Genomic DNA, 4,479 nt, shown 5'->3' on the forward strand with positions numbered 1-4,479 from the left:
CGCTGCGCGAACGGCAAACCCGACGAGCGCGAGCCGCTCCCAAGCTGGGGAGCGGCGTTTTTATTCGGGGGTTCCCCCCGAATAAAAAAACGACAAGACAGAGGGGAGCCAGAGCCGAAGGATCTGGCGGGACTGAAGGGCAAATCATACCTTAAATCAGCAACATCGGAATAAATAAGCAGGTCGGATCGAATATCGCTCGCATCGTAAAAGCCGGAAACCCAGATGGTTAGAATTTCTCATCCTGCTACTATTCACTATCCACTATCCACTATCCACTGTCCACTAACAACTAACGCGGATATTTCACCATTAACTTCTGCACCTCTTCCGCATGATAGGAACTGCGCGTCAGTGGTGTCGATACCACTTGGAGAAACCCAATCTCTTCCCCATATACCCGCCACGCATCAAACTGAGCGGGAGTGATAAATTCAGCGACATTGAGGTGTTTATTGGTGGGTTGGAGATATTGCCCGATCGTGATGATATCGCAATTTGCCGATCGGAGATCTCGCAGCGTTTGGCGCACTTCTGTGTCGGTTTCGCCTAAGCCTACCATGATGCCCGTCTTAGTATAGACGCTCGGCGCATAGGCTCGCGATCGCGCCAACACTTCCAGGGAACGCTGGTAATCACCCTGGGGACGCACGCGGCGATAGAGTCTGGGAATAGTTTCGGTATTGTGATTTAATACCTCTGGAGCCGCATCCAGAATCGTCTCTAAGGCTTGCCAATTGGCACAGAGGTCGGGAATCAATACTTCGATCGTTGTCTGGGGTGAGAGGGCGCGTACTGATTGAATACACAGCACAAATTGACCCGCACCACCATCGGGGAGGTCGTCGCGGTTTACGGAAGTAATCACCACATGCTTGAGCTTGAGTCGCTTGACAGCTTCTGCCAGTCGTAATGGCTCGGTCGGATCTAAAGCCTGGGGCTTCTTCTCAAAATCGATATCACAGTAGGGGCAAGCACGCGTACATGCAGGCCCCATGATTAAAAATGTCGCTGTTCCGGCACTAAAGCACTCGCCGATATTGGGACAAGAAGCCTCTTCACATACCGTGTTGAGCTGCAAATCGCGAAGGATGTCTTTGACATTACCCACGCGTTCCCACTGCGGCGCTTTGACCCGCAACCATTCTGGTTTGACTGTCATAACAATTGAGAATTCACAAGGCTACTATTCTAGCAAGTTCTGTGGGATAAATTTTTAGAGTCCTTGGGGATTGTCTTTACCAGCGTATGGCATCGATCGGCGGAGATTGTCTACAGCATACTGGATATCTTGAGTCGGATCGACAGCCACCCACCCATTCGCTCCGGGCGACCGCACTTCAAAGTGGAGATGCGGCCCAGTCGAATTACCAGTACTGCCGACTAAGCCGATTACCGAACCTTGCGCGATTTGTTGTCCGGGCTGCACGGAGATTTCCGAAAGATGACCGTAAAGGGTCTGCTGAGAATCATTATGCTGGATGACAATCGCCTTACCATAGCCACCATTCCAACCTGCTGAAATTACCGTACCCGTTGCCGTTGCGACTACAGGTGTCCCCGAAGGTGCGCCAATATCGATGCCCGAATGAAAGCGACGGTTTCCAGTTAAGGGATGCGTGCGCCAGCCAAAGCGAGAGGTTGTGCGTGCGGGATTCATTAATGGGTAGATTAATTCCGCCTGAGATCCAGTGGGGAGACTGGGGACAGTCGGGACATTATTACTAGGCTGTGGCACGTCAATGGGCTGTGAAGCCTCAAAAGGTGCGCTAGCTATAGCGGGTGTAAACTGAGTTTTATTAGGACTAGGGGCGATCGTGCGGATGGACTGGACGACCGGAATTGCCATCACCGTGGGGATCCTCCTCTTCGCCGCCCGTGGCAACCGCGCGACAGTTGGTACTTTGATGGTTTGAGTGCGGGGGGCTGGCACGAAAATTTCGACAGAGGCTTCCGATGAAGGTATTTGGCTCGGCACACCGCTGATGAGCTGCGAATTTCGATCCAAGTTAGCAACGTCGCTATTAAATACCCGACCCTGAGCGTGTGCGCTCGTTAAATTGCGACTGGGCAGCGGTTGAATGTCTGTCGGAGCGCGATCTTCATCGAAACCGAACTGCTGAGGGTTATTGGCAACTTGAAGCTCGGGATCGACCGCTGCTCTAGCAGCGCGATCTGGCTGTTCGTCAATAACTCGATCGATTCGATCGGTAGAGACAGTCCCTGCTGTAAGGCTGGAGAGACTATTTACATCTATTTGCTGAGTTTTTAATGTATTCTTCGCTACTAAAACTTGCGCGGGTAAAAATGAATTTTGGGCGAGTGCAGCTTTTGCACTTAAAAATGCACTAGCAATAACTAAAAGTCTCACAGATGTGTTTACGCGCATAGATTAAGTAAAAATTGTTACGGGGTATAGGACTAAATTAGCAAGTCGAACCTGAGGCAAGAATTTGTCCAGTATACAAGATATCGCCAGATTTGTATCGATTTTCTTTATAATTAAGTTTTTCCCTGAAGATCTAGCTATATAAAACATCACAATTATCTCGCTCAAAATATAGTTTTGAGCGCAATCGGTATCATCAATTAATATCTTTTAAGTATAAAAATATACTTTGACTGGATACTGTCTTTGAGAATGAGCAACTGAGTATTTACTCACGGCATTACAGCAAGCGAGGTCTAGACGATCGCGATGAGTGAAATAATGTCACAAACATACATGTAGTATATCACAAATAAGTAGATGTTAAATATTTACTCAGTATTTAGATGTAGATAGATCGCCTAGCATAGGTCGACCGCGATCGATAGCAAATTAACAGCTAATTTTATCAGCTAAATAGCTCAAACATTTGACGACAAAACTGTCTCAACTTATCAGCTATTTCTGGCTGCGGTTGGAGATCGCCTTCAAATTGCCAGTCGCTCACCGTCGATAATCGCCATTGTTTGCCGCGATAATCGAAGCCAGTAACTTCTAAGCCAATAAAATTTCGATGTGACTCAAACAGACAATCTTCTGTGATGGCGATCGCATCTTGATAAAATCGAATCTGGACTAAAACACTCCGACTTTGCCACCGCCGACTCCAGCCGGGAAAATGAAAACTAAAATCGATCGAATCTGGATCTACCAACTCTTGAGTATCGCGATCTTCAGCCCACGGTCGTAAATCTACTTTGGCATCGGGAAACTTAGTCCGAAAGAGACTCACAGCAGAAGCAATCTTACTAGCAAGAGTGATATCAGTAGCCTGTTGAGCAGCATTCACAGTTGAGAAATTCTAAAAGTGATTAGACTAGAAATAACCCTGTTTGCAACGAGGAACGACCGATGAGTTCATACGCCCAGGAATTACAATCGACCGTACAGGCCATGATGACTGACGGTAAAGGCATTTTAGCAATGGACGAGAGCAAAAGTACCTGCGATCGCCGATTTGAGAAATTAAATATTCCTACCACCGAAGAGCGGCGGCGCACCTATCGCGAGTTAATTCTCACCACCCCGCACTTAGCCGACTTTATTAGCAGTGCGATTTTATTTGATGAGACGATCCGCCAATCGACTCAAGCTGGCGTGCCGTTTGTTAAATTTATGCAAAATATCGGGATAATTCCCGGCATCAAACTCGATCTAGGTGCCAAAGACTTGGCAGCATGTCCGGGTGAAAAAGTCACCGAAGGTTTGGATGGATTGCGCGATCGCATTGCTGAATATTATCAAATAGGGGCGCGGTTTGCCAAGTGGCGGGCGGTAATTACGATTGATACCGACACTCCCAGCGAAACTTGTCTGGTGGCCAACGCTCATGCACTAGCCCGATATGCCGCTCTGTGCCAGGAAGGTGGACTCGTGCCGATTGTGGAGACAGAAGTACTCATCGATGGCAATCACACGATCGATCGCTGCTATGAAGTCACCGAGCGCACGCTCCAAGTCACATTCGACCAATTAAAGCTCAATCGGGTGGATCTAGAGCGGATAATTCTCAAGCCGAGCATGGTGCTGTCGGGAGCTAATTGCTCAGAACAAGCCAGTGTCGAAAAAGTTGTCGAAATGACAGTCCGCTGTCTGCAAAATAATGTCCCTGATGCAGTACCAGGGATTGCCTTTCTCTCCGGCGGACAGAGCATCGAACGCGCCACCGCCCATCTCAATCTCATCAATGCCCAATACGCAGCCCAATGTCCCTGGACTGTAACTTTTTCCTACGCCCGCGCCATCCAGCAACCCGCTCTGGATTATTGGCACGGCGACGATGCCAATATCCCCACCGCCCAACAAATGCTGCTCCACCGCGCGAAACTCAACAGCGCCGCTGCTCAAGGGAAATACACGCCAGAGATGGAGTAGGCCTGATTAGGCTTTGGGCTTTAGGCTTTAGGCTTTAGGTGTTCGGATGACTTAGATCTGCGATCGTCATGACAAATTTATGACAAATAAAGGTAGGGGCAATTCATGAATTGCCC

At 48.6% G+C, this 4,479-nt stretch carries 4 protein-coding genes; 1 reads left to right on the forward strand and 3 read right to left on the reverse strand.

Features of this window, described 5'->3' with window-relative positions:
• Positions 1-292 precede the first annotated feature (292 nt).
• The 3 genes from lipA to RMO35_RS23365 all read right to left on the reverse strand — a co-directional run bounded on the left by lipA (position 293) and on the right by RMO35_RS23365 (position 3,278).
• Entirely contained in the window at positions 293-1,162 is an 870-nt protein-coding gene (gene lipA, locus RMO35_RS23355; protein WP_309744846.1) for a lipoyl synthase, read from the reverse strand.
• Between the two features lie 54 nt (positions 1,163-1,216).
• Entirely contained in the window at positions 1,217-2,389 is a 1,173-nt protein-coding gene (locus RMO35_RS23360) for a M23 family metallopeptidase (RefSeq protein WP_309744848.1), read from the reverse strand.
• Between the two features lie 448 nt (positions 2,390-2,837).
• Positions 2,838-3,278 (reverse strand): hypothetical protein, encoded by a 441-nt coding sequence (locus RMO35_RS23365; protein WP_309744850.1) that lies wholly within the window; start codon positions 3,276-3,278, stop codon positions 2,838-2,840.
• A gap of 62 nt (positions 3,279-3,340) precedes the next feature.
• On the opposite strand from RMO35_RS23365, the gene RMO35_RS23370 reads away from it, so the two are divergent.
• The gene (locus tag RMO35_RS23370) at positions 3,341-4,363 is read left to right on the forward strand and encodes a class I fructose-bisphosphate aldolase (RefSeq protein WP_309744851.1); all 1,023 of its coding nucleotides are present in this window, start codon (positions 3,341-3,343) and stop codon (positions 4,361-4,363) included.
• The last annotated feature ends 116 nt before the right edge of the window (positions 4,364-4,479 follow it).

This window comes from Chamaesiphon sp. OTE_20_metabat_361 (genome assembly GCF_031364565.1).

What these genes read in the sequence shown, in the direction of transcription:
- RMO35_RS23360 (WP_309744848.1), bottom strand. Translation starts at nt 2,389, where the DNA reads ATGCGCGTAAACACATCTGTGAGACTTTTAGTTATTGCTAGTGCATTT.
- RMO35_RS23370 (WP_309744851.1), top strand. Translation starts at nt 3,341, where the DNA reads ATGAGTTCATACGCCCAGGAATTACAATCGACCGTACAGGCCATGATG.
- lipA (WP_309744846.1), bottom strand. Translation starts at nt 1,162, where the DNA reads ATGACAGTCAAACCAGAATGGTTGCGGGTCAAAGCGCCGCAGTGGGAA.